Origin of the sequence: Actinoplanes xinjiangensis (assembly GCF_003148685.1) — a bacterium.
In the GTDB taxonomy this organism is placed as follows: Bacteria; Actinomycetota; Actinomycetes; order Mycobacteriales; family Micromonosporaceae; genus Actinoplanes; species Actinoplanes xinjiangensis.
The window spans coordinates 95,433-117,404 of record NZ_QGGR01000014.1; the positions used below are offsets into that span (position 1 = coordinate 95,433).

At 71.6% G+C, this 21,972-nt stretch carries 17 protein-coding genes; 7 read left to right on the top strand and 10 right to left on the bottom strand.

The features are described 5' to 3' along the window. Nucleotides 1-22: 22 nt before the first annotated feature. The 3 genes from BC793_RS28565 to BC793_RS28575 all read left to right on the top strand — a co-directional run bounded on the left by BC793_RS28565 (nucleotide 23) and on the right by BC793_RS28575 (nucleotide 4,064). A complete protein-coding gene (locus BC793_RS28565) occupies nucleotides 23-1,003 on the top strand; it encodes an ArsR/SmtB family transcription factor (RefSeq protein ID WP_109598079.1) in 981 nt (326 codons plus the stop codon). Between the two features lie 203 nt (nucleotides 1,004-1,206). After that, complete coding sequence (gene helR / locus BC793_RS28570; RefSeq protein WP_109598081.1) at nucleotides 1,207-3,327, top strand: RNA polymerase recycling motor ATPase HelR; 2,121 nt, start codon at nucleotides 1,207-1,209, stop codon at nucleotides 3,325-3,327. An 11-nt stretch (nucleotides 3,328-3,338) separates the two neighbouring features. Next, a complete protein-coding gene (locus BC793_RS28575) occupies nucleotides 3,339-4,064 on the top strand; it encodes an alanyl-tRNA editing protein (protein ID WP_109598083.1) in 726 nt (241 codons plus the stop codon). Between the two features lie 28 nt (nucleotides 4,065-4,092). On the opposite strand, the gene BC793_RS28580 is transcribed toward BC793_RS28575, so the two are convergent. The 5 genes from BC793_RS28580 to BC793_RS28600 form a co-directional block, all read right to left on the bottom strand. Continuing rightward, nucleotides 4,093-5,229, bottom strand: a complete 1,137-nt coding sequence (locus BC793_RS28580; RefSeq protein WP_109598085.1) for a sugar ABC transporter substrate-binding protein — start codon at nucleotides 5,227-5,229, stop codon at nucleotides 4,093-4,095. A gap of 162 nt (nucleotides 5,230-5,391) precedes the next feature. Then, complete coding sequence (locus BC793_RS28585; RefSeq protein WP_109598087.1) at nucleotides 5,392-6,258, bottom strand: carbohydrate ABC transporter permease; 867 nt, start codon at nucleotides 6,256-6,258, stop codon at nucleotides 5,392-5,394. Beyond that, nucleotides 6,258-7,157 carry a carbohydrate ABC transporter permease gene (locus tag BC793_RS28590; RefSeq protein WP_109598089.1) on the bottom strand — a complete coding sequence of 300 codons (900 nt, stop codon included), beginning with the start codon at nucleotides 7,155-7,157 and terminating at the stop codon, nucleotides 6,258-6,260. The genes BC793_RS28585 and BC793_RS28590 overlap by 1 nt, the downstream gene beginning before the upstream one ends. Continuing rightward, complete coding sequence (locus BC793_RS28595) at nucleotides 7,154-8,512, bottom strand: ABC transporter substrate-binding protein (protein ID WP_109598091.1); 1,359 nt, start codon at nucleotides 8,510-8,512, stop codon at nucleotides 7,154-7,156. The genes BC793_RS28590 and BC793_RS28595 overlap by 4 nt, the downstream gene beginning before the upstream one ends. A gap of 92 nt (nucleotides 8,513-8,604) precedes the next feature. Next, the gene (locus tag BC793_RS28600; RefSeq protein ID WP_109598093.1) at nucleotides 8,605-10,032 is read right to left on the bottom strand and encodes an NAD-dependent succinate-semialdehyde dehydrogenase; all 1,428 of its coding nucleotides are present in this window, start codon (nucleotides 10,030-10,032) and stop codon (nucleotides 8,605-8,607) included. Between the two features lie 151 nt (nucleotides 10,033-10,183). Here BC793_RS28600 and BC793_RS50330 point away from each other — a divergent pair, with 151 nt between their 5' ends. Genes BC793_RS50330 through BC793_RS28610 form a run of 3 tightly spaced genes read left to right on the top strand, consistent with a single transcriptional unit; the run spans nucleotide 10,184 to nucleotide 12,310 of the window. Next, a complete protein-coding gene (locus BC793_RS50330; protein ID WP_170167284.1) occupies nucleotides 10,184-10,339 on the top strand; it encodes a hypothetical protein in 156 nt (51 codons plus the stop codon). 3 nt (nucleotides 10,340-10,342) lie between these two features. Next, on the top strand, nucleotides 10,343-11,797 hold the full coding sequence (locus BC793_RS28605) for an alpha-amylase family glycosyl hydrolase (RefSeq protein ID WP_109598095.1): 1,455 nt from the start codon (nucleotides 10,343-10,345) through the stop codon (nucleotides 11,795-11,797). Between the two features lie 45 nt (nucleotides 11,798-11,842). Continuing rightward, nucleotides 11,843-12,310, top strand: coding sequence for an SWIM zinc finger family protein (locus BC793_RS28610; protein WP_158319404.1), 468 nt, complete (start codon nucleotides 11,843-11,845; stop codon nucleotides 12,308-12,310). A gap of 22 nt (nucleotides 12,311-12,332) precedes the next feature. Here BC793_RS28610 and BC793_RS28615 read toward each other — a convergent pair whose 3' ends face one another. Beyond that, nucleotides 12,333-12,785 carry an NUDIX hydrolase gene (locus BC793_RS28615; protein WP_109598099.1) on the bottom strand — a complete coding sequence of 151 codons (453 nt, stop codon included), beginning with the start codon at nucleotides 12,783-12,785 and terminating at the stop codon, nucleotides 12,333-12,335. A 23-nt stretch (nucleotides 12,786-12,808) separates the two neighbouring features. On the opposite strand from BC793_RS28615, the gene BC793_RS28620 reads away from it, so the two are divergent. After that, nucleotides 12,809-13,441, top strand: coding sequence for an L-threonylcarbamoyladenylate synthase (locus BC793_RS28620; protein ID WP_109598101.1), 633 nt, complete (start codon nucleotides 12,809-12,811; stop codon nucleotides 13,439-13,441). Here BC793_RS28620 and BC793_RS28625 read toward each other — a convergent pair. From BC793_RS28625 to BC793_RS28640, 4 genes are all read right to left on the bottom strand, one after another. After that, complete coding sequence (locus tag BC793_RS28625; RefSeq protein WP_109598103.1) at nucleotides 13,422-16,286, bottom strand: AfsR/SARP family transcriptional regulator; 2,865 nt, start codon at nucleotides 16,284-16,286, stop codon at nucleotides 13,422-13,424. The two genes, BC793_RS28620 and BC793_RS28625, sit on opposite strands and share 20 nt — an antisense overlap. Nucleotides 16,287-16,482: 196 nt before the next feature. Further along, nucleotides 16,483-17,742, bottom strand: coding sequence for an SGNH/GDSL hydrolase family protein (locus BC793_RS28630; protein WP_158319405.1), 1,260 nt, complete (start codon nucleotides 17,740-17,742; stop codon nucleotides 16,483-16,485). Between the two features lie 175 nt (nucleotides 17,743-17,917). Then, a complete protein-coding gene (locus BC793_RS28635; RefSeq protein ID WP_373871211.1) occupies nucleotides 17,918-19,030 on the bottom strand; it encodes a lytic polysaccharide monooxygenase in 1,113 nt (370 codons plus the stop codon). Then, a complete protein-coding gene (locus BC793_RS28640; protein WP_109598109.1) occupies nucleotides 19,027-21,954 on the bottom strand; it encodes a glycoside hydrolase family 48 protein in 2,928 nt (975 codons plus the stop codon). The genes BC793_RS28635 and BC793_RS28640 overlap by 4 nt, the downstream gene beginning before the upstream one ends. Nucleotides 21,955-21,972 lie beyond the last annotated feature (18 nt).

Sequence of the window (21,972 nt, forward strand, 5' to 3'; positions counted from 1 at the left end):
CCATGGGACGTAAGGTCAGGGCATGCGGTTCGAGGTGGATGCGGAGGATCTGCTGCGGACCCGGTTCGCGCTGTCACCGGTCTTCGAGTTGCAGAACGTGATGCGGGCGCTCGCCGGGCCGCACAATCGGGGCATCCCGGAGTCCTGGCTGCGGCGGTTGCGAGCGCCGTTCGCTGCGGTGCGGGCGGCGGATCCGGCGGTCGATGCGGTTCTCGCGCTGCATCTGCCGGGTTCGGGAGCGACGTTCCTGTGCCCGCCGCCGCGGCGGATCGGGCAGACCATCGACGACGATCTGGCGGCGCTGCGGGCGGCGCCGGCCGCGGCCGCACGGGCGGAGATCGACTTCTACCTGCAGCGGCGGGCGGACACCGGGGACGCGGCGCGAGCGGTGCTCACCGGGGTGGACGTGCTGAAGCGGCTGGCCGGGGCGTTCGCGGCGGCGTGGGCGGCGCTGTTGGCCGGTGACTGGCCGCGGATGCGTCTGCTGTGTGAGCGCGACGTCGTGTACCGGGCCGCCGAGCTGGGCCGTTCCGGATGGGCTGCTGCGCTGGCCGGGCTGCATCCGAAGGTGCGCTGGCGGGACGGCGGTATCGACATGGCCGGGCGCAGCCCGGAGACGATCGTGCTGGGCGGTCAGGGGCTGCTGCTGATCCCGTCGGTGTTCATCTGGCCGGAGATCGCCGTCTACGGCGACGAGCCGTGGCCGAAGGCGATCGTCTACCCGGCCCGCGGGGTGGCGACACTGTTGGAGAGCGAGCCGGCAGCGGCGCCGGAGCATCTGTCCGCACTGCTCGGCCGGTCGCGGGCGCTGCTGCTGGATTCGCTGGCCGACGCGGCCAGTACGAGCCAGCTGGCGCGGGCGTTCGGGATGGCGGTCGGCGCGGTCGGTGATCATCTGACGGTGCTGCGCCGGTCGGGGCTGGTGGAGCGGGCCCGGTCGGGGCGATCGGTGCTCTACCGGCGGACGCCCCTCGGTGATTCACTGATCGACGGCGGGCACTGAAGAAACCACCCAGGCGCTGATGAAGCCAAGGACCCCGCGCTGAAAAGCGCTGAAAGCCGAAGACCCAGGGCGCAAAAAGGGCGGACAGGAATTCCCTTCCCTCCGCCACTTCTAAGCTATAGCACATAGGGGGTCTTGCCGCAAGACCCCATCCCCGGCGCAGAATCGCTGCTCAAGCACACTTCTGCGGGAACGGGGATACCGTGACTCTCTCCACCACCAGCGCCTTCGCTCTGCCCGAGCGGCTCGCCGCCAAGGCCGCGCCGGCGCTGATAGCCGCGGACGAGGAGCATTTCGCGGGGTTGGCCGGGAGCCTGGCGCAGTCGATCGCCGAGCTGTCCGCACATCTCGACGCCGAACGGAAGGCGCCGGCCGGCAAGGGACGGCAGGCGGTGGACCGGGACGACGCGATCCACCGGCTGAGTTCCCGGCTGCGGGCGCTGCGGCGGTTCAGCCTCGACTCCTGTCTGGGGCGGATGGTGTACGCGAACGGCGACACCGTCTACGTGGGCCGGTTCGGGCTGACCGACGGTGCGAAGACCCGGCTGCTGGTGGACTGGCGGTCGCCGGCGGCCGAGCCGTTCTTCGGTGCCACCCACGCCAACCCGATGGGTCTGGTGTCGCGCCGCCGGTACCGGTGGGCGGACGGCCGGGTGAGCGACTACTGGGACGAGGTGTTCGACGCCGACGAGTTCGCGGGGCATGCGGCCGCACTGGACGATCAGTCGGCGTTCATCGCGAGCCTGGGCAGTAGCCGGTCGCCGCGGATGCGGGACGTGCTCGGCACCATCCAGGCCGACCAGGACGCGATCATCCGGGCCGGGGCGGCGGGGGTGCTGGTGGTCGACGGTGGGCCGGGCACCGGCAAGACGGTGGTGGCCCTGCACCGGACGGCGTACCTGCGTTATGCGGATCCGAGGCTGGCCCGCGGGCGGGGCGGGGTGCTGTTCGTCGGCCCGCACGAGCCGTATCTGGGGTACGTCGCCGACGTGCTGCCCCATCTGGGTGAGGAGGACGTGCAGACGTGCACGCTGCGGGATCTGGTCCCGGAGGGTGCGGGCGCGGCACGGGAGACCGATCCGGCGGTGGCCCGGCTGAAGTCGTCGGCGCGGTTGGTCGGGGCGATGGAGGCGGCGGTGCGGTTCTACGAGGAGCCGCCGACCACGGCGATGACCGTCGAGGACGTCACGGTGACGGCGGCGGACTGGGCGGAGGCGTTCGCCGTGCCGGATCCGGGCACCCCGCATCACGAGGCACGCGATCAGGTGTGGGCCGAACTGCTGGCCGTCCTGGCCGGGCGATCCGAGGTGGGTGAGGCCGAACTGGGCCGTGACCGGGATCTGCGGGCCGCGTTCGGCCGGGCCTGGCCGGTGTTGCAGGCGACCGACCTGGTGGCGGATCTGTGGTCGGTTCCGGCGTACCTGCGCAGGTGCGCGCCCTGGTTGAGCGCCGCCGAGATCCGCGCGTTGCAGCGACCGTATCCGCGGGCCTGGACGGTGGAGGACCTTCCGCTGCTGGATGCGGCGCGCCGGCTGCTCGGCGATCCCCGGGCGGCCGGACGGGAGCGCCGGCGGGCCGCCGCGGTCGCCGCCGGGCAGGCGGGCATGGACCGGGTGGTGGAGGACCTGATCGCGTCGAACGAGTACGACGACGGCGAGGGCCTGATGACCATGCTGCGCCAGCAGGATCTGCGGGAGGTGCTGGCCGAGGGGGGCGCGCCCCCGGCGGCCGGCCCGGATCTGCTGGCCGGCCCGTTCGCGCACGTGGTGGTGGACGAGGCGCAGGAGCTGACCGACGCCGAGTGGCAGATGCTGTTGTCGCGCTGTCCGTCCCGCAGTTTCACCGTGGTCGGCGATCGTGCGCAGGCGAGGCACGGGTTCACCGGGTCGTGGGCGGAGCGCCTGGGACGGGCCGGGCTGGACCGGATCACGCTGGCGTCGCTGACGGTCAACTACCGCACGCCGTCGGAGGTCATGGCGGAGGCGGAGCCGGTGATCCGGGCGGTGCTGCCGGACGCCAACGTGCCCACGTCGATCCGGTCCAGTGGCATCCCGGTGCGGCACGGCCGGGTCGCGGAGCTGGACGCGATTCTGGACGAGTGGCTGGCCGGGCACGCCGAGGGCACCGCGTGCGTGATCGGTCACCGGCCGTTCCGGTCGCGGGAGCGGATCCGGTCGCTGACGCCGGAGCTGGCGAAGGGCCTGGAGTTCGATCTGGTCGTGCTGATCGACCCGGCCTCGTTCGGCGACGGCGTCGAGGGTGCTGTCGACCGGTACGTGGCAATGACCCGCGCAACGCGGCAGTTGGTGGTTCTGACCGATTAGAGTTCCGGTTCGTGACCGAACGCCTGGACTGGAGCGACCCGACCGTACGTGAATGGGACTGCACGGTGGTGTGGTCCGACGCGGCCGACCCGGAGGCGGGCATCGTGCTCGACCGGTCCGCCTTCTACCCGGGTGGGGGCGGGCAGCCGCCGGACCACGGGGTGCTGCTGTGGGAGGGGGTGCGCACCCGCATCGTCGACACCCGCAAAGGCGACGAGCAGTACCTGATTCCGGCGCCGGGCGATCCGGTACCGGCGGCCGGGACGACGGTGCGGGGTGCGATCGACGACGACCGGCGGACCAGTCTGATGCGTACCCACTCGGGGTTGCACATTCTCTGCGGCACCGTGTTCCGTGACTTCGGGGCCCTGGTGACCGGCGGAAACATGCAGCCGGGTGAAGCCCGGATGGACTTCAACCTGCCGGAGGTGCCGCCCGGGTTCAAACTGGCGCTGGAGGACGCGGTGAACGCGGAGATCACCGCCGACCGCAAGATCGTGGCGCGGGTGCTGCCGCGGGCCGAGGCGCTGGAGATCCCGACGCTGGTGCGTACGCAGGACGCGCTGCCGCCGCTGGATCACCCGGAGATCCGGGTGATCGACATCGTGGGCCTGGACGTGCAGGCCGACGGCGGCACCCATGTGGCGTCGACCGCTCAGGTCGGCCGGGTCGAGGTGGTGAAGGTGGAGAGCAAGGGCCGGCAGAACCGCCGGGTCCGGATCAGGATCGCGGACTGAGGGCGGGTCTGCCGGCCACGAGACGTCGTTACTTGATGATCTTGGCGTCCTTGCACGCCGCCTTGTACTTGGCGGTGCACAGGGTGTTGGCGTCCACGAAGCCGGAGTCGACGACCGACTTGACGTTGGACTTGGTGATGGCCTGCGGCTCCAGCTTCACGAAGGGGATGTAGAGGCCGGACTCCGGGTCCTTCAGCTTGGCCGGCGCCGACACCTTCGCCTTCTGGAACAGCTTGACCGCCAGGTCGGCGGCGGCGTCCGCCTCCAGCTTCACGTCCTTGAAGATGGTCACGCACTGGTCGCCGGCGAGGACGTTCTGCAGGCCCTCGACGGTCGCGTCCTGGCCGGTGACCGGCACCCGGCCGTTGAGGCCCTTCTCCCGGAGCACCTCGATGGCCGCGTTGCCGAGGCCGTCGTTGGCGGCGAGCACACCGCCGATGTTCGGGTACTGCTTGAGCATCAGCGCGAACATCTCGCGGCCCTCGTCGTTGTCCCACTCGGGAACGTACTGGTCGGGGCCCTTGGAGAAGGTGCCGTTGTCGTACAGCGTGTTCAGCACGCCGTCGTAGCCGTCCTTGAACAGGTGCGCGTTGTTGTCGCTGAGCGAGCCGTTGAGCTCGGCGATCACCGGGGTCGCCGGGGCGTCCGGCATGTCCGCCAGGCACTTCTCGAGCGCCTTGGCCTGGAGGAAGCCGACCTTCTCGTTGTCGAAGCTGACGTACCAGTCGGCGTTGCCGTTCAGGGTCAGCCGGTCGTAGTCGATCACCGGGACGCCACGCGACTTGGCGTCGGCGATGACCGCCTTGCCGCTGGCCGCGTCCAGGTTCGCGATGATGAGAACCTTGGCGCCCTTGTCGAGCAGGGTGTCGGCGAGCCGCTTGAACTCTTCCTTGTCGCCCTCGGCGTTGACGATCTGCGCCGAGACGCCCGCCTTCTTGAACGCCGCCTGGAGGTACGCCGGGTCGGAGGTGCTCCAGCGTGCGGAGCTCTTGGTGTCGGGCAGGATCACCCCGATGTCGGCGGCGCCGGCGATCTCGGTGCCACCGTTCGACGTCGTCGCGCTATCGCTGCCGGTTTCCCCGGCGTCGCCCCCGTCATCACAGGCCGTGAGTGTGGCCGTCGTCAGCAGTCCGGCGGCGACCAGGGCGAGCAAAGACTTGCGCATGGCGATAGATGTCCTCTCAGGGTGACCCGAGCTGCGGTGGGCGCTGAACGGTCCGCCAAGTATCGGTCAACGCACAACGTGATCATCATCGGGTTGGGGGCCGGAGAACAAGATTATTCATTTCTCTGTGCTTACTGCCAACAATCACTGTCTGTGATCGCGTCATCCCTTATCCGCACCGGCCGTCAGTCCTTCGGTGAGTAACCGTTCGGCCGCGAAGAATATGATCAGGATCGGCAGGGTGAGCACCACGGAACCGGCCATCAGGACCGTCTTGCTCACCTCGATGCCGCCGGAGAGCTGCGCGAGGCCCAGCGAGACCGTCCAGTCGGCTCGATCTTCCACCAGGAAGAGCAGCGCGAACAGGAATTCGTTCCACGCGATCATGAATACGTACAGGGCATTCGCCATGACCGCCGGAGCGGCCAGCGGCAGCACCACCTTCCGCAGCGTCTGGAGCCGGCCGGATCCGTCCACCGCGGCCGCCTCCTCGAGACTGGCCGGAATCGTGGTGAGGTAGTTGCGCAGCATGTAGATCGAGACGGGGACGGTCTGCGCGATGTAGACCAGGGTCAGGCCACCCAGCGAACCGCGCAGTCCCAGCCGGGTGAAGAGCACGAACAGCGGGATCGCCAGCAGGATCGACGGGAACAGGTAGACCGCCAGGAACAGGAAGTGCACCTGCCGGCGGCCGAAGAAACGGAGCCGGGCCACCGCGTACGCCCCGGGGATCGACACCAGCAGGGTGAGCAGCGTCGCGGCCACCGAGACGATCGCCGAGTTCGTCAGCAGCCGCAGGAATCCCTGTCCGCCGTCCTCGGTCGGGGTGAGCACCTCGCGGTAGGTGCGCAGCGTCCACTCCGACGGCCCCAGCCACAACCGGCCCGGATGCTGGAGCAGCTCCTCGATCGGCCGGACCGAGAGCAGCAGCATGTAGAGGAACGGGAAGAGCGTGATCACCGCCAGCACCGTGATCACGATCGGCCGCAGCACCCGGAGCACCCGCATCTCCACCGAAGCGCGGTCCATCAGTCCTCCACTCTCGGAGCGAGAAAACGCAGATAGACGATCAGCAGCACGACCAGCCCGGCGGCCAGGACCAGCGCCTGGGCGGCCGCGGCGCCGATGTCGAACCGGGCGGTCAGGAACTCGTACACCCGCACGCTGACCACCTGCGTACCGGCGCTGCCGCCGGTGAGCAGATAGACGTCGTCGAACTTGTTGAACGTCATGATGAACCGCAGCACGCTCAGCAGGGCGATCACCGCCCCCAGCTGGGGCAGCAGGATGTGCCGGAAGATCTGGGTCGGGGCGGCGCCGTCGACCCGTGCCGCCTCCTCCAACTCGGCCGGCACCGCCTGGAGCCGGGCCAGCAGGAACAGGAACGCGAACGGGAAGTACCGCCACGTCTCGAACGCGATCACGGTGAACAGCGCGTACTCCCGCTGACTCAGGAACGCGATCGGCCGGTCCCAGTCCAGGAACCGCACGCCCCAGTCGTTGACCAGCCCGAACTGGGGACTGAGCAGGACGTTCCAGACGAACGCCACGGCCACCACCGGCGCCACGTAGGGCAGCAGCACCGAGGCGCGCACCATCGTCCGGCCCCGGAACCGGCCACGCAGGGCGAGCGCGGCGACCAGGCCGATGGCGATCGAGCCGAAGGTGGAGCCGACCGTGTAGACCAGGGTGGTCCACAGCGACGACCAGAACCCCGGCGACGTCAGGACGGTCTCCAGGTTCGCCCACGTCCAGTCGCCGAACACCCCGGCCCGGCGCAGGTTGATCAGCCGGATCCGCTGGAAGGCCAGCATGATCGTCCACAGGATCGGGAGGATCACCACGACCACGACGACGACCAGCGTCGGCGACAGGTAGGCCAGCCCGGCCCGGTTCTCCCGCTGCCGGGCGGTGAGCTGCCGGGTCATTCCAGCGACTTCTGGATGGCGCGGACGTCGTCGGCGGCCCGCTTGGCGGCGCCCGCGGCGTCCACCTCGCCGCCGGCCAGAGCACTCAGGGACTTGGGTACGGGCAACTCGCCCAGAGTGGCACCGACCAGCGCGCCCTGCTTCTCCGGGAATCCCCAGCGCTGGAACGTGCCGGGGCTGTCCCGTAGTGCCGTGAGCACGTCGGCCGGATAGACCTCGGCGAGCGGCTTCTTGGTGTCCACCCCGGCCGGCAGGCTGTTCCAGTCGGCCGCGCCCGGCCGGACCGGGATCTTGCCCTCCGGAGCGATGCCCAGCCAGTCGGCGTACCCCTCGTTCATCATGTACGCCACGAACCGCTTCGCCTGCTCCGAGCGCGGGCTGTCGCGGGTGATCGCCCAGCTGGTGATCTCGCCGTACTGCGCCGGCTGTCCGTCCGGGCCGGACACCGCGGTGACCACGCCGGTGTTCTTCGCCAACCACTGCGGGTCGCCGGCACACTGCGGGCAGGTCGGCAGGGCGTCGTTGCGCAGCCCGGCCAGTTCGTCCAGCAGGAACGACGACCAGACGATCATGGCCGCCTTCCCGGAGAAGTAGGTGGCCCGGGTGGTGTCGACGTCCTGCGCGCCCGGGACCGACCACTTCGTCACCAGGTCGGCGTAGAACTGGAACGACGCCACACAGGCCGGGGAGTCCAGCTGGACCGCCTTGGCGTCGTCGACCAGGCGGCAGCCGTTGCCGAGCGCCAGGTTCTCGAACGACTGCTGGGTGAAGGCGTCGTTGCCGACGGTGGCGAGCGTGATGCCGGCGACGTCCTTCGTGTTCAGTTTCTGCGCGGCGGCGCGGATCGCGTCGTAGGTGTCCGGGCGCGGCAGACCGGCCGCCTCGAACAGGTCCTTGCGGTAGAACAGCAGCTGCGCCCAGCCGTCCGACGGCACCGCCAGCTGGGCACCGTCCTGGCTGGTCAGCTCCAGCGCCCGGCCGGTGAACCCGTCCCGGCCCAGCTGGTCGACGACGGCACCGGCGGCGGCGGTGTCGACCAGCTCGTTGGTGTGCATCTGCGCCACCGCGGCCAGCGGCAGCGCGCCCACCACGTCGGGCAGCGTGCCGGCCGCCGCGGCGTTGGTGATCAGGCTGCTGAACTGGTTCTCGTCGGTGGCGACCAGTTTCACCGGGATCCCCGTCTCGGCCGTGAACCGGTCCACGATCCGCTGGGTGGCCTGCACCCGGTCGGTCAGGTTCTCCAGGCTCCACACCGTGAGCGTCGGATCATCCGGATCACTGCCGCCACCACCGCATCCGGCCAGCGCCAGGAGCAGCGCCGCCGACCCGGCTGTCCACCTCGACCACTTCGTCATGAGATGCCGTCCCCCGTCACCGATGGGCTATATCCATGACCGTAAGTCCGACGGCCGGGTCGCGCGACTCGACAGCGGCTACCGCCGGATACTCACCAGTCGACCGCGATGTACTTCGACTCCAGGTACTCCAGCAGGCCGTCGTGGCCACCCTCCCGGCCGATGCCGCTCTGCTTCACCCCGCCGAACGGTGCCGCCGGGTCACTGACCAGGCCACGGTTGATGCCCACCATGCCTGCCTCGATCGCCTCGCTCACCCGCAGGCCGCGCGCCAGGTCGCCGGTGTAGACGTACGCCACCAGGCCGTACTCGGTGTCGTTGGCCAGCCGCACGGCCTCGGCCTCACCGGTGAACGTCACGACCGGCGCCACCGGGCCGAAGATCTCCTGCCGCAGGATCGGCGCGTCCGCGGACACCCCGGTCAGCACCGTCGGCGGGTAGTAGAAACCCGGCCCGTCCGGCCGGCTGCCACCGGTCACCGCCTCCGCGCCGCCGTCCAGGGCGCCCCTGACCAACTCGTCCACCTTCGCCACGGTGTCCTCGTTGACCAGCGGGCCGACCTGCGTCTTCTCGTCCGTCCCCGGGCCCACCACCAGCGCCGACATGCGCTGCGCCAGCCGCCGGGCGAACTCGCCGGCGATCGGCGCCTCGACGAAGAACCGGTTGGCCGCCGTGCACGCCTCCCCGCCGTTGCGCATCTTCGCGATCATCGCCCCGTCCACCGCGGCGTCCAGGTCGGCGTCGGCGAACACCACGAACGGCGCGTTGCCGCCGAGCTCCATCGACGTGTTCACCACGTTCTCCGCGGCCTGCGCCAGCAGGATCCGGCCCACCTCGGTCGAGCCGGTGAACGACAGCTTGCGCACCCGGGCGTCGCGCAGCATCGCCGACACCACCCTGCCCGAGCTGCGGGACGGCACCACGTTCACCACGCCCTCGGGCACGCCGGCCTCGGCCAGGATCGCGGCCATGGCCAGCGCCGTCAGCGGGGTGTCGCTGGCCGGTTTCAGGATCACGGTGCAGCCCGCCGCCAGCGCCGGGCCGATCTTGCGGGTGGCCATCGCGGCCGGGAAGTTCCACGGCGTCACCAGCACACACACCCCGACCGGCTGCCGGACGACCAGGATCCGGTTGGCACCGGACGGGGCGGTGGCGATCGCCCCGTCGCCGCGGACCGCCTCCTCGGCGAACCAGCGGAAGAACTCGGCGGCGTACGTCACCTCGCCCTTCGCGTCGACGAGCGCCTTGCCGTTCTCCAGGCTGATCAGTTTCGCCAGCTCCGAGGCGCGGTCGGTCATCAGCTCGAAGGCCTTGCGGAGCACCTCCGACCGGACCCTCGGAGGGGTCGACGCCCACCCCGGGCCCGCCGCGGCCGCCGCCTCCACCGCGGCGATCGCCTCCGCCTCGCCGCCGTCGGCGACCGAGGCGATCGTGTCGCCGGTCGCCGGGTCGAGCACGTCGAACCGGGCACCCGACGACGCGGGCACCCACTTCCCGGCGATGAAAAGGTCGGTCTCCACAACGGCTCCTTCACGTTCGCGGCTCTGCTACGCCCCAGCATTCCCCGGTTCCCCGCCCCCTGCCACGCTTCCGGGGCGCCCGAGGCTGTGGGAAGGCTGAGCATCACGGCCGGGAAGTGTGATTCCGGTGCCCGCTGGGCACACTGGATGCATGGCAACCATCACGCAGCGCATCCAGGCCTTCCTGAGCAGTCCCCGCGGCCGTCAGCTCACCGAGCAGGGCCGTCGGCAGCTCGCCAAGCCGGAGAACCAGCAGCGGCTCCGCAACCTGTTCGCCCGCTTCCAGAACCGGTCCCACCGCCGCTGACCGGTGTGGTGGCGCGACGGCGTCGTCTACCAGGTCTATCCGCGTTCCTTCGCGGACGCCTCCGGAGACGGCGTCGGCGACCTCGCGGGCCTCACCGCCCGCCTCGGGCACATCGCCGCACTCGGCGCCGACGCGATCTGGCTGACGCCGTTCCAGCGGTCACCGCAGGCCGACCACGGGTACGACGTGAGCGACTACACCGACGTCGACCCGCTCTTCGGTGACCTGGCGGCCTTCGACGCCCTGGTGGCCCGTGCCCACGGCCTCGGTCTGCGGGTCATCGTCGACATCGTGCCCAACCACTGCTCCGACCGGCACCCGCTGTTCCGGGCCGCGCTGGCCGGCGATCCGTCGGCCCGCGCCCGTTTCCACTTCGCCCCGGCCCCGAACAACTGGCCCAGCGTGTTCGGCGGCCCCGCCTGGACACAGGTCGCCGACGGATCCTGGTACCTGCACCTGTACGCACCGGAACAGCCCGACTGGAACTGGCGCGACCCGCGTACCGCCCCGTTCTTCGACGACGTGCTCCGCTTCTGGCTGGACCGCGGCGTCGACGGCCTGCGCATCGACGTCGCCCACGGCCTGTTCAAGGCGCCCGGCCTGCCGTCGCTGCCGGCCGGCACGATCGGCGAGCCCGGCCGGCTGCGTGGTAACCCGTACGCCTGCGACCAGCCCGAGACGATCCAGGTCTACCGCCGATGGCGGACGATCACCGACGGGTACGATCCGCCGCGCGCCCTGATCGGCGAGGTCAACCTCGACCCGCACCGGGCCGCCCGCTACGTCGGCGAGGACCGTCTGCACCAGGCGTTCGCCTTCGAGTTCCTGCTGGCCCCGTGGGACGCCGGTGCCTGGCACGACACCGCCGCCCGCCTGCTCGCCCACCGCCCGGTGACCTGGGTCGTCGAGAACCACGACGTGGTACGCACGGCGACCCGCTACGGCAACGCGGCCCGCGCCCGCGCCGCCCTGCTGACCATCCTCGGCCTGCCCGGTGCCGCGTACCTCTACCAGGGCCAGGAGTACAGCCTGCCGGAGGCCGACGTGCCCGCCGCCGCCCGTCAGGACCCGGCCTGGAACCGGTCCGGCTTCTCCCGCGACGGCTGCCGGGTGCCGCTGCCCTGGCCGGACGGCTTCTCCCCACCCGGCTCGGCGCAGGAGTGGCTGCCGGTCCCGCCCGGCTGGTCCGCCCATCTCACGTCACCGACGCTGCCGCTGACCCGTGAGGCGATCGCCCTGCGCCGCCGCCTGCGCCTCTCCCCCGACGACCCGGTCGCCTGGTCGGTGGACCACGACGCCCGCCTGATCGCCCGCCGCCCGGCGTTCACGCTCACGGTCGCCATGGGCACCACCCCGGCCCCCCTGCCTCCGGGCCGCCTGCTGCTGACCAGCGGCCCGCTCACCGCCGGTGGCCTGCTGCCACCGGACACCGCCGCCTGGCTGACCCCGCCCACCTGATCACTCCCGCCCGGGGCCGCGCCGGCAGTCGGTAGGGTGTCGGCCGTGGCTGTTCTCATCGATGTGGCGGCGTTCCGCGGTTCCGTTCCCGCCGAGATCACCGAGGCCGCGGAGCGGCTGCTCGACCTGGGTGACGTCGCCGATCCCGAGCCGGTGGGCGGCGGGGCGCGGGCCGTGGTGACCGACGGCGCGAGCCGGTTCGAGCCGTGGGTGGGTGTGGTCGACCGGGCGTTCACCGGCGACTGCGACTGTCCGGCCGATCCGGGCGACGACGGCCTCTGCGTCCACGCGGTCGCGGTGGCGCTGGCCGCCTTCGAGGACGGCATCCGGTTCGCCGCGGCCGGGATCCCGCACGGCGAGGACACCACCGAGCCGGGACGCGCGGATCTGCGGCGGGCGGCCGAGGCTCTGGACCCGCGGGAGCTGACCGGGCTCGTGATCGAGCAGGCGCTGCGCGATCCCCTGTTCGCGGCGCGACTGCTCGATGCGGGCGCGGAACGGTCCGGCGACTGACGCGACGCGGCGTGACCGGCGGTCAGGACCAGGAGCGGAACTCCGGAAGCAGCTCGGGCAGGGCGGGCGGCTCCAGACGGTCGGGCAGCCCGGCCAGGTCGGCCGGGGCGACCCAGGCGTGGGTGAGCAGTTCGCTCTGCTCGTACGGCAGAAGGCCCTCCCGGACCACCGGCGGCCGTGCGGTGGGGAAGGACGCGGTGAAGAACTGCTCCGGCCCCACGAACCGGGTGCCCTTCCAGACCGTGTCGCGCTGCACCTCGAGGTACCGGGAGCCGATCGCCGCCGGGTCCAGGCCGGTCTCCTCGGCGAGCTCGCGCCGCGCCGCCTCCAACGGTGTCTCGCCGGGGTCGATCCCGCCGCCGGGCGGCTCCCACAGCCGGCCGCCGGAGACCGGATCCGCCCAGTTCATGAGCAGAATGCGACCGTCGGCGTCGAAACAGATCACCCGAACCGCCGGGCGGTGAACGCTCGTCATCGCCGAAGCCTAAGCTGTCGGGAGTGGCCAAGTACTTCGACGTGCACCCGGACAATCCGCAGGCGCGCAGCATCCACCAGATCGTCGAGCTGATCCGCTCCGACGGGCTGGTCGCCTACCCGACCGACTCGTGTTTCGCGCTCGGGTGCCGGCTGGGCAGCAAGGACGCGCTGGACCGGATCCGGTCGATCCGCAACCTCGACGACCGGCACCATTTCACGCTGATGTGTCACGACTTCGCCCAGCTGGGCCAGTTCGTGACGATCAACAATGCGCTGTTCCGGGCGGTGAAGGCCTCGACACCGGGGCCGTTCACGTTCATCCTCCCGGCGACGAAGGAGGTGCCGCGGCGGCTCCTGCATCCCAAGAAGAAGACGGTGGGGGTACGGATCACCGCGCACACCACGGCACAGGCGATCCTGGCCGAACTCGGTGAGCCGCTGGTCTCCTCGACGCTGCTGCTGCCGGGCGAGACCGAGCCGATGACGCAGGGCTGGGAGATCAAGGAGACCCTGGACCACGCGATCGACGCGGTGATCGACTCCGGGGACTGCGGTACCGAGCCGACCACGGTGATCGACCTGTCCGAGGGCGAGCCGGAGATCCTGCGGATCGGTGCGGGCGACCCCGGCCGGTTCAGTTCAGCCGCAGTTTGACACGCAGCCCGGCCGCGCCCGGGTGGTCGAGCCGCTCCAGCAGCGCCAGGGCCTGCCGCCACTCGGCGACGGCGGCCGCGCTGTCACCGGCCGCGGCGTGGGCGTCGCCGAGGTGTTCGCGGATGTCGGCCTCGTTGGCGAGGTCCCCGGCGGACCGGTAGAGGTCCAGCGACCGCTGGTAGGCCTGTACCGCCCGGTCGTGGTCACCGAGGTGATGGTGTGCCCAGCCGATGCTGTCCCAGGTGGCGGCCTGCCCGTGCCGGTCACCGAGCGCGTCGTGCAGGGCCAGGGCCTCCCGGCAGTAGCGCAGGGTCAGGTCGTGGTGGCCGTCGCGGCCCAGTGACCAGCCCAGAGCGCTGAGGGCGCGGGCCTCGCCGACCACGTCGCCGGCTGCCCGGTAGAGCGGCCGGGCCTGGCGGATCAGATCCTGGCAGTCGGCGTTGCGGCCCTGCCGGTCGCGCATCCAGGCGATACCGAACAGGATGTTGGCGTGACCGCCCGGGTCGTCGAGCCGCTCGTAGAGACCGGCCGCCTCGGCGTAGTGGCCTTCGGCCTCGCCGTACCGGCCGACCTGCACGTAGCCGCGGGCCAGGGACTGGTGGGCGCCGGCTTCGGCACGGGTCTCGCCGCGGCGGCGGGCGGCGGTGACGGCGATCCGCTCGGCGGCCGCCCAGTCGTCCCAGTGGCCCTGCCGGTCCAGGAAGTCGTTCATCGCCCACGGCAGCTGCCAGCCGTAGTCGTCCAGGTCGGCGGCGTGGCGCAGCGCCGCCATCAGGCCGGCGTGCTCGGCGGTGAACCAGCGCAGGGCCTCGGCCTCGCCGCTCAGCGGCTCGGGGCGGACCCCGGCGGCCGGCGGCCGGACCGTCAACGGCCGCCGTTTGGCGTCCAGGTTCAGCGCGGCGGTGCGCGCGGTGTGCAGTAGGTGGTCCAGGAGGCGGCGCACGGCCGCGTCCCGTTCGGTCCCGGTCAGCAGATCCGCGGCGTACGCCCGGAGCAGATCGTGCATCACGTAGCGGCCGGGCCGGTGCTCGGCGAGCAGGCTGGCCCGCACCAGCTCACCGAGAGCCTCACCGACCCGGCCGTCAGCGGCTCCGCCAGACCGGCCGTCAACAGTCCCGCTAGACCGGCCGTCAGCGGTTCCGTCCGGCCGACCGTCAGCGGTTTCGTCCGGCCGGCCGTCAGCGGTTTCGCCCGGCCGGCCGTCAGCGGCTTCGTCCGGCCGGCCGTCAGCGGCGAGGGATGCCGCGGCGGCGGCCGAGATGTCGGGTCCCGGGTTGGCGCCGAGCAGCCGGAACAGCCGGGCCGCGGCCGGGCTCAGCGACCGGTAGGACCAGGAGAACACGGTCCGCGGATCGGTCTCGTCATCGTCGCCGAGGCCGTCGAGACGGGACCCGGCGAGTTCCGCGGCCAGGTCGCCGAGTGTCTCGCCGGAGCGGATGGCGGCCCGTGCCGCGACCGTGACCAGCGCGAGCGGCAGGCCGGCGGTGGCGGCGACCAGGGCGGCGGCGGTGCACGGCTCGGCGGCGAGACGGGCCGCGCCGAGCCGCCCGGCGAGCAGTTCACCGGCGGCGCCGGGGTCGAGGGCGTCGAGCGGCACCGGGGCGGCACCGTGCGAGGCGATCAGGCCGGTGAGCCGGTCCCGGCTGGTGACGACGGCGACGGTCGCACCGGCGCCGGGCAGCAGCGGCCGCACGTGGGCGGCGTCGCGGACGTTGTCGAGCACCAGCAGCAGCCGCCGCCCGGCGAGCAGGCCGCGCAGCAGACCGGTGCGGACGTCGAGGCCGTGCGGGACGGGCCGCCCGGGGTCGAGGGCGGCGATCAGGGTGCGGGCCGCCTCGTCGGCACCCATCACCTCGTCACTCCGGTCGAAGCCGCGCAGGTTGAGGTAGAGCTGCCCGTCTGGGAAACGGTGCCGGGCCCGGTGCCCCCAGTGCACGGCGAGGGCGGTCTTGCCGACACCGGGCGGACCGGTGACGACGGCGACGCGCAGCCCGCCGGCCAGCGCGCGGTCGAGTTCGCCGAGCTCGGCGCGGCGGCCGGTGAAGGCGATGGCGTCGGCGGGCAGCTGCGACAGCTCGCCGGCACGGCGGCCGGGCACCGCCACGGACGGCGCGTCGCCGCGCAGGATCCGGGTGTGCAGGGCGGTCAGTTCGGGTCCGGGTTCGCTGCCCAGACGGTCGGCGATGGCATCCCTGGTACGCGCGAACGCCTCCAGCGCCTGCGCCGGCCGCCCGGCCGCGACCAGGGCACTCATCTGCACCGCGACCAGACCCTCGACGGTGGGGTGCTCGGCGGCGAACGGGGCGAGCCGTTCGGCGGCCTCCTCCGCGCGGCCCAGGCGCAGGGTGCTGCGGCCGAGGCGGGTGAGCACGTCGAGCCGTTCCCGGGCCAGGGCGTCACGGACCCGGGCCGCCCAGTCGCCGGGTACTCCGGCGAGGGCCTCGTCGCCCCAGCCGTCGAGGGCGTCGAGCAGCAGCCGGCCGGCGAGTTCGTCGTCGCCGGCCTCCTCGGCGGCGCGGGCCTCGATCACCAGGCGGCGGGCCCGGTGCAGGTCGACCAGGTCGGGCTCGCAGTCGATCAGGTAGCCACCGGCGGTGAACCGGAGGCTGCCGGCGCCGGGGACGGGGTCGAGGATCCGCCGCAGCCGGGTGGCGTACGGCGCGAGCGGGGTGGCCGAGCGTGGCGGCGAGTCGCCCCAGATCCGGTCGATGAGGGTGCCGGACGGGACCACCTGGCGTGGAGTGAGCAGGAGCGCGGCGAGCAGGCAACGCTGTTTGCCGGGTCCGGGATCGACCTCGTGTGCGCCGTGCGACAGGCGCATCGGCCCCAGCAGCCGCCAGTGCATCTCGGTTGGTCTCCCGGTCGTTCCCCGCTCCGAGCCTAGAACAATTGCCGACGTGCAAGCGTTTTGCAAACGGGGATCGACACCATGGTCCGGCGTCCACGGGCCACGGGGGGTCGTGGGCGCCCGATCACGTCCACTGTGGACGAATCGCCGGGGGTGGCCGAGGCCTCCCCCGGTTGTCCGTTTCCGGCCCCGGTCAAACCTCCCGGGTCTCGAAGATCTCCAGGGGCACGGCCGCGGCCAGCGCCGCCGTGCCGAGATCGTTCGGGTGCAGGCCGTCGCCGCAGTCGTACCGCGCCCGCATCCGGCGCGGGGACCTCGGGTCGCGGACGGCGGCGTCGAAGTCGATCACCGCGTCGTACTGGCCGGCGGTCCGGATCCAGTGGTTGAGCTCCTGCCGCTTGGTCTCGTTGGCCCGGGTGTCGTAGCGGCGGGCCGATCCGCCGAACGGGAGCAGCGTCCCGCCGTACACCCGCAGGCCGTTGATCTTCGCCTTGTCGATCAGCTCCCGGTGGCCGGCGATCAGCTGGGCGGCGGTCAGACGGGGGTTGTTGCCCAGGTCGTTCACGCCGATCAGGGTGACGACGTGGCGGACGCCGGGGTGGGCGAGCACGTCCCGCTCGAAGCGGCGCAGCGCGGCCGGGCCGATCGACGCCTTCGCGTGGGCGTGGCCGGTCGGGTCCTCGTAGCCGAAGAGCAGCCGGTTGCCGCTGAGACCGGCGTTGAGCAGGCCGCGCGGCCGGTGCTCGCCGCGGAGCCGGCGGGACAGCAGGTCGGGCCAGCGGTGGTTGGCGCTGTCGGTGGTCCGGGTGCCGCAGGTGATCGAGTCGCCGAGCGCGACGATCGCGGTGGCGTCGCCGGTCGCGCGGACGCTGATGCCGGTGAGCCAGAGGTAGCGGGTGGTGCGGCGGCCGCCGCCCGGCTCGTCGGTGAAGGTGGCGTCGCCGTCGACGATCAGGTTGGACTGCTTGGCGCGGGGGCTGACGGTGCCGGCCCGGACGGTGCCCGGCAGGTGGAGGCTGATGACCAGGTCGGCACCGGGCGCGACGAGCAGGTCGGCCGGGTCGCTGAACAGGACGCCGCCGGGCGCCAGGACGGCCCCGGCCGAGCCGCCGAAGGTCAGCGGCCGGATACTGCCGGGAACGGTGTCGCAGGATCCCCGGGTGCCGGCGCGTAGCCCGATCGTGGCGGCACCGATGCGCACCGGCTCGGTGCCGAACTCGTTGGACAGGGTGACGCGTGGCAGGTCACCGCCGACGCTGGTGTGGACCACCTGACGTACCGTCTTGCCGGCGAGCGTGAGAACCTTGCGGGCCGGGACGGCGGTGGGCGCGGCCGCCCAGGTGCCGACCCGGGCCGGGCGGCGGTAGATGGGGTCGCCCTCGCCGGCCTCGCCGGGGGTGCCCATCACCACGGTCGCCCCGGCGCCTGCCAGGAGCAGGCCACGACGGGTCACGGCCCGGTGGAACGCCGGCTGGCGGACGGCATCGGGCAGACCGATAAGAGAGCTTTTCGCGGAGATGCGGTTAAAGTACGTATCCTTGCGGTTCGTCGTCAAGCCACCCTCCGGTGTACAGCGCCCCCGACAGCGCGACATCAGTCACACTGCCGGGGGAACCGTCACCTGGGCGTCACGCCGTGGTGCACGCCAGGTTCTGCACCGTCGGCGCCGAGGTGCCGGAGGCGAGGAATCCGAACGTGACGTGGCCGTTGGCCGGCACGGTCGCGTTCCAGCCCTCCGGCGTCACGGAGACCAGCGACCCGCTGCTGCTCCCCTTGGCGCTCCAGACCTGGGCGAGCTGCTGCCCGCCGGGCCAGGTCCAGTTGATCTTCCAGTTGCTCACCGGGGTGGTTCCCGCATGCACCATGATCTCGCCCTGGAAGCCGCCGGTCCACGCCGACACGATCGAGTACATCGCGGTGCAGCCGCCCGGGGTGCCGGGCGACGGGCTGCCCGGGTTGCTCGGCGACGGGCTGCCGGGGTTGCTGGGTGACGGGCTGCCGGGGTTGCTCGGCGACGGGGTGGTGCCGCCGCCGATGCCGGTGACCTCGCCGTTACCGCCGTCGAAGACCACGTCGGAGCAGCCGTAGAAGGTCTCCTGGCTGTCCGAGCGCGACCACACCGAGTAGATCAGGTGCTTGCCGGTCTTGTTCGCCGGCAGCCGCCCGGTCCAGTAGTAGTGCCCGTCGTCGGTGCCCGGCCCGCCGTTGGCCGCCGGGTTGGTCACCTGGTCGAACGGCGTCGGCTCCAGGTCGCCCCAGGCGAGCGGCTTGTTCGGGTTGTAGCCGTCCTTGGTGATGTAGAGGGAGAACGTGCCCGGGTGCTTGGCCCAGTTGTTGTACTTGAACTGCACGCTCGCCCCTGCGGTCAGGTGCGTCGTCGGCCAGTCGGTGCGGGCCAGGTTGAAACCGGTGAAGTTGTACGGCCCCCCGGTCCCACCACTGCAGAGCTGACCGTCCGGAAGGAACCCGTTGACCCGCCCGGCCCCGTCGGACCGGAGCACGGCGAACCAGTTGTACAGAGAGGTGACGCCGCTCGCCGCCACCGCCGCGGCACAGGCCGCGTTCTTCGGCTCGATCGCGCCGGACTGCGGGTTGCGGCCGTCCTGGTAGCAGAACCAGGTACGGCTACCCGGAACTTGGATGGCGCCGTGTGCCTGGGCCGGGCTCGTCGGAAGAGCCAGGATCCCGGCCGTGGCGGCGAACAGGGCCACCACGGCCATGCGAATGAGTTTCATCGTCATCCCTGGGGGAAGAGGCGGGCGTATTCGGCGTAGCCGGTGGCCACGTCGACCTGCGCCCAGAACCGGTGATAGTTGAAGGACGGCGCGGGACCGCCCTTGAGGTAGGCGTCGAGCTTCGGGAAGTCGGGGTCGTCGCGGTAGAAGCTGCGGATGTCCAGGAACGAGACACCCGGCTTGATGACGTCGCCGTTCGGCATCTCACCGGTCCAGCCCGGCGGGATGTAGAGGCCCTGACCGGTGGAGGCGTTGTAGACGTCGTCCATCCGGTTGTAGTCGGCGCGGGTCTCGGTGCTCGACACGCCCTTGTCGTCCTTGAACGCCCAGATCGCGTCGAGCAGCCCCTTGGCCGCCGTCTTGGCCTGCGCGTTGCCGGACTTGGCGGCGTAGAAGGTGAGCAGCTTGGCGTACGAGCCGGCCACCCCGAGGTCCTGGCTGTGGTTGAGGACGGTCACGTGCAGGTTGGTGTTGGCGGCCGGGTTCGACGGGTTCCAGGTGGCCGGCGCGCCCGACCACTGCAGGTCGGACGGGATGGCGAAGGTGTTCGTCCCGATGGTGGTGTTCGCCAGCGCCCACGGCACCCACTTGTCGAGCACCGCCTTGGCCTTGGCGTTGCCGGTCACGTAGTACAGCTCGGCGAGCCGCTCCAGCGACCAGGTCTGCATGCCGAACCAGCGGTTGGACGGCGGGTCCTCGTAGACCGGGGCCTCGACGTACGACAGCCCGTAGAACTGCGGGACGTTCGTGGGCCGCGCCGAGTAGTTGCCGTTCCAGCTGTTGGTCGCACCGCCGGCGATGGCACCCTCGGACGACTGGAGCCACTGGTAGAACTCCAGCTGCCGGTCGAGGCTGGCCTGCCAGTCGGCCTTCGCGGTCGGCGACTTCGGGTTGAAGGCGCTGACGTTGGACATGATGTACGCGGCCATCGGGTTCTGATAGCCGAAGTGGCTGACGCTGGAGCCGATGCGCCACGCCCAGCCCGCGTTGGTGTCGTAGGCCCCGCCCCAGGCGTAGTACCACGACATCAGGTTGCTGGAGGCGTTCTTGCCGGTGCCGGCCGGGCACGAGGTGGACGCGCAGCCGGGCTGCTTGAAGTACTTGTCGTAGAACGAGTACCGCAGGTAGTCGCCCATCTTGGCGGCGTTGGCGACGGTGGTCGAGATCTGCGCCTGCTTGCCCTGCTCGGTGGCCCACTGCAGAGCCCAGTAGGCGACCTGTACGGCGCGGGCGTCGGCGTCCGGCGCGTTGGTGTACTTCCACTGCTTGGCGTAGGACGCGTCCTTGGTGAACAGGTCCAGGTAGCCGTTCGGGCCGCCGTGCGCGAACGTGTCGCAGGACGGCTGCGGCACGGTCTCGAAGGTCGACTCCTGCGGGCCGCGCTGGAACGTGTTGATGTACGCGACGCGGGTGGTGCCGTCACCGCAGCGGCCGAAGCCGTAGACGTTGTCGACGTCCAGCAGCCAGTGCATGCCGTAGATGTCGGAGGTGCCGTACGCCGACTTCAGTTCGGCGGCCAGCGGGTCGGTACCGACCGACACGCCGGTGTCGAGCTGCGACGGGTACTGCGACGGCAGCGGGTACTCGGCCGCGTACGTCGCCGGCTTGGCGGGGTTGTAGTTGTCGTTGGTCGGCTGGTCGGCGTGGGACGGGATGATGTACTTCTCCATCGTGGTCCAGGCGCTGTTGAACGGCGCCCAGTTGCCGGTGATCCGCGAGTTGGCGGCCTCCAGCCACAGCCAGTAGGAGAACGCCTCACTGGTGGTCTCGTGACCGTGGTCGGGCGCCTCGTCGATCAGCGTCTCGATCGAGTGGTAGGGCACGCCCTCCGGGCTGAAGTAGCCGTTGGCCGGGTTCTTCAGGTCGTTGTAGAGCTGGGTGAACCGGGTGTCCACCGAGCCGGGCTCGGTGACCGTGACGCCGAGCTGGGCCGCCGTGTAGCCGGTCGAGGTGGCCGAGATCGTCGCCGTGGAACCGGCGGTCGCGGTCGAGGCGGCCGCGACGGTGACCGACTGGCCGGTGCTCCAGTTCGACGGCGTGAAGGTGAGCGTCGCCGGGGTCACGGTGACCGCGGTGGACCCGGCGCTGCGGGCCACGGCCACGGTGACGTTCGCGGTCGGCGCCTTGCTCAGCGCGAGCTTGAACGAGCCGCTGGCGCCCGGGTTGATCGCCAGGGAGGTGGCGTCGGCGACGATCGCCGGGGTGGTCGCCGCGTCCACGAAGACCGGCACGTCGGCGGTGCTGCTCTTGGTACCGGCGTTGTCGTACGCGATGGCCTGCACGCGATAGGCGGCGCTCTGCGCCGGAACCCCGTCCCAGGAGTACGTGTACGGCGCGGTCGTGTCGGTGCCCAGCAGCAGCCCGTCGTGGTAGAACTCGACCTTGGCGATGGTCTGCCCGCTCGCCGCCGTGGCGGTCGCCGCGATCGGGATCGAGGCCGGCGCGGTGTAGCGGGTGTTCGCCGCCGGGCTGGTGATGGCGACGGTCGGCGCGTTCGCCGCCTGGTTGCAGGTGGTGCCGTTGAGCGTGAACGCGGTGGGCACCGGGTTGGCCGAGCCGAAGGAGCCGTTGAAGCCGGTGCCGACGGTCGCGTTGGTGCCCAGCGAACCGTTCCAGGCCGCGTTGTTGACGGTGACGCGCTGGCCGGACTGGCTGTAGATGCCGCTCCAGCCCTGTACCGCCTTCTGCGCGGCGTCCGGGAAGTCGAACTCGAGCTTCCAGGTGCTCAGCGGATCACCGGTGTTCTTGATCTGGATGTCGCCGGTGAAGCCGCCGGACCACTGGCTCTGCACCTTGTAGACGACGGTGCAGCCGGCCGCGGCATAGGCCGGGGCACCGGCCGCCAGGACCGCGCCGGCGCCGAGGACGGCGACGCCGGCGACGGCGACTCTGCGCCGGAACCTACCGGCGCGTCGGGGGGATGGGGTCACGGGGAATTCCTCTCCGCC

Bases quoted from the DNA above. Each gene is read 5' to 3' on its own strand.
- BC793_RS28565 (WP_109598079.1), top strand. From the start codon at position 23: ATGCGGTTCGAGGTGGATGCGGAGGATCTGCTGCGGACCCGGTTCGCG.
- BC793_RS28580 (WP_109598085.1), bottom strand. From the start codon at position 5,229: ATGCGCAAGTCTTTGCTCGCCCTGGTCGCCGCCGGACTGCTGACGACG.
- BC793_RS28585 (WP_109598087.1), bottom strand. From the start codon at position 6,258: ATGGACCGCGCTTCGGTGGAGATGCGGGTGCTCCGGGTGCTGCGGCCG.
- BC793_RS28590 (WP_109598089.1), bottom strand. From the start codon at position 7,157: ATGACCCGGCAGCTCACCGCCCGGCAGCGGGAGAACCGGGCCGGGCTG.
- BC793_RS28595 (WP_109598091.1), bottom strand. From the start codon at position 8,512: ATGACGAAGTGGTCGAGGTGGACAGCCGGGTCGGCGGCGCTGCTCCTG.
- BC793_RS50330 (WP_170167284.1), top strand. From the start codon at position 10,184: ATGGCAACCATCACGCAGCGCATCCAGGCCTTCCTGAGCAGTCCCCGC.
- BC793_RS28615 (WP_109598099.1), bottom strand. From the start codon at position 12,785: ATGACGAGCGTTCACCGCCCGGCGGTTCGGGTGATCTGTTTCGACGCC.
- BC793_RS28625 (WP_109598103.1), bottom strand. From the start codon at position 16,286: ATGCACTGGCGGCTGCTGGGGCCGATGCGCCTGTCGCACGGCGCACAC.
- BC793_RS28635 (WP_373871211.1), bottom strand. From the start codon at position 19,030: ATGACGATGAAACTCATTCGCATGGCCGTGGTGGCCCTGTTCGCCGCC.